The following is a 2,643-nucleotide window of genomic DNA, read 5'->3' as shown; positions in this document are numbered from 1 at the left end:
TCATGAAATCTTTCATAATAATTACTCATCAGTTCTAAAAAATAAATTCTAGAAAATTGAAAGAAAGGCTTAGAAGAACAAAGTTCAACATAATCCTGAATTTGTAATTTATCATTTTCTAAAATCATCAATCTTGAATTTTGCAATTCATTTGAAAAATCTAAGATATGAAACATGACCCAAATGATTTCTATATCTTTTTCAAAAACAACAATATGTTGATGATTTTTATTTTGTAATAAAGCTTTAAATAAAATTCCATTTCCAAAACCATAAAAATACAATACAGGATAAAGTAGGTATTTGTCATTATAGGTGTTTAACATAGTGTTTAATTCATCAATAACATTTCCATAAAGAAAAGTATTATCATTCGTATCTTTTAAATTTATATCTAGATTATCTTTACCTAAGATAAGTTCAAATTTACTAGACTTGATTTCTTTTAAACTTTCTTTTAAAAGAATATTACCTAAAGCTTCAATGTTATTATTAAAGAGTTCTTTTTGAGTAGAGGTGAAGGTCATTGGAAATCCTAATTATTTTTTGACTATATCGTCAAAATTCCAATTTTCTAAACTTTTTTCTATGGTTTGGTTTTGAGTGTCAAGGTATCCTAAGCCTTGTATAAACCAATTGTGTTGTATTTTTAAAAAATCTATCAAATTTTCTTTTTGCTTGTTTGCATTTAAAACTTCAAATTTTAAAATTTCACATTCATTATGAAAATAAATTGCTCGAGTAAGTTCGTTAAAAAATTTGAGTTTTTTAAATTCTTTGAAAAGATTTAAGAGATTGTTTTTGATTTTTTCAAGAGTGTGAAAATCATCTTTGTTTTTTTCTAAAGTATATCTGAGTTTTTGAAGTTGAGTTTGAGCTTTTTTGATAAATTCTTTGGATTCTAAAATATTTTTTTGGAGATATTTTTTTGTTTTTTCTAATTTTTCTTTGGCTTGTTTTTTATCTAAAATTTTTGGAAAATCAAAAGGTTTGTTTAAATCCTTATCAAGTAAATTCTCACAAACCCAAAGAAAAGGTTTTTCTATAGTTCCTTCTATCCTTGCTCCACCTTCGGTGCAATTGTAAGTGTTGATATGAAGTTTTTCTTTTGTCCAAAAAATATCTTTTTCAAAGGCTTGACGAAATAAATTCCAAGTAAGTTGTGTTCTTACTTTGCCTTTTCCACCATAAGCTAAGGTATAGCTTTCCCCTCTGATTTCTTCACCCTGGTTACCATGAATGTGTTCTTTAGGATGAGAACTTCCATCTTCACTATAAGCAAGATCTTGTCCTATAAAAATGATATTTTCAAATCTTAAAGCCCCAGCTAATTCATAGATCATATTTGAAACGCTATGTCCTACTCCTAAATATCCGTATTCATCAAGTTTTAAGCTGGCTGCAAAATTTAAAGGGCGATGCACAAGCATATAAGTTCTTTGATCTTTTTCCAAAAAATCCAATACTTCTTTATGAACTACAGAAGCAAGTATGAAAAGTATGCCTTTGTTAAAATCGCCAAAATCATTATCAAAACATTTAGAAACTATATCATCACGCTCTAGCATGCAAACATAATCAGGCTTTATACCGTATTTTCCAAGGATAACATAAGCACTATCCGCACAAAAAATCGTAGCTTTATTAGCATACTTTTTTAATAAAGGTAATTGTTTGGTTAAACTTGGTCCTGTAGAAACAATGATAGCATTTTTAACTTTAGTCCTTCTTTCTTTAAGAAATTCTTGAAAAATTCCATGATTTAACATTTTAGGAAGATTATCTAAAGTATGCTTGATCCCCACTAAAGAATCATGTGGATCATTGCCTTTGTTTAAAACAATAAAGCGTATCATTTCCATGAGTTGGGTGTTTGTATTTTGTATTTGTGTATTTTGGAATTTTTGATAAAAATCACTATGGATAAAAAGATTAAAAATTTTTACACTTTTTTGAATGATTTCATAGCTAAAAAGTGTGCTAAGTTGTGGGGTATTTAGCGTTTGAGTGTGAAAAAGTATGAGTTTTTCATTTTTTAAGGCTTCGCTAAAGTCAAATAAATAAAAAGCAAGGGCTAAAATTTCTAAATCATCTTCAAAAACAATAATATGTCGATGATTTTTATTTTCACATAAACTTTTATAAAGCATTCCATTTCCAAAACCATAAAAAAACAAAACAGGATATTTTGCGTATTCACTTTGAAAAAGGCTAAGATTTTCTAAAAGCTCTTGATTGGGATTTTGATAAAGTAAGATTTCATCTTTTGCAAAATTGATTCCATTTTCATTTTGAATGAGTTTAAAAGTTATATTTTTAAGTGATCTTAATTTATAAGCTAGAGTTTCATCAACTTCAAATAAAGCTTGAGTATTTTTTAAAAAAAGTTCTTCTCTCACCTTCTTACCCTTTCCATCCATTTATCTAATTTTCTTTCTTTAAGTTTTTCTTCTAAAGGAAGTATATTTTTAATCAAAGCACTTTCTTGTGCTTTGATATGTCCATAAACTAATTCCATAAATTCTAAATGTTCTTTTATCCAAAGAATACTTTTATTAAAAGCATCTTCTTTGGTTTTAGGATTTAAAACATAAATTCTAGCAAGATTAAGTTCAAATTGTGTCAGTAAAGGACCTAAAATTT

Annotated in this window: 1 protein-coding gene and 2 pseudogenes; all 3 read right to left on the bottom strand. The window is 26.9% G+C overall.

Annotated features, from left to right (window positions below):
• A pseudogene (locus AJ881_RS04025) lies at positions 1-527 on the bottom strand (motility associated factor glycosyltransferase family protein); the annotation flags it as partial.
• 12 nt (positions 528-539) lie between these two features.
• Entirely contained in the window at positions 540-2,399 is a 1,860-nt protein-coding gene (locus AJ881_RS04020; RefSeq protein WP_083259453.1) for a motility associated factor glycosyltransferase family protein, read from the bottom strand.
• Positions 2,396-2,643: pseudogene (locus tag AJ881_RS04015) on the bottom strand (motility associated factor glycosyltransferase family protein); the annotation flags it as partial. The gene AJ881_RS04020 and the pseudogene AJ881_RS04015, both read right to left, overlap by 4 nt.

Source organism: Campylobacter sp. BCW_6460, assembly GCF_001762705.1.
Lineage (GTDB): Bacteria > Campylobacterota > Campylobacteria > Campylobacterales > Campylobacteraceae > Campylobacter_D > Campylobacter_D jejuni.
Note: the sequence above shows the minus strand (reverse complement) of the source record. Positions and strands in the feature narration are given on the sequence as shown.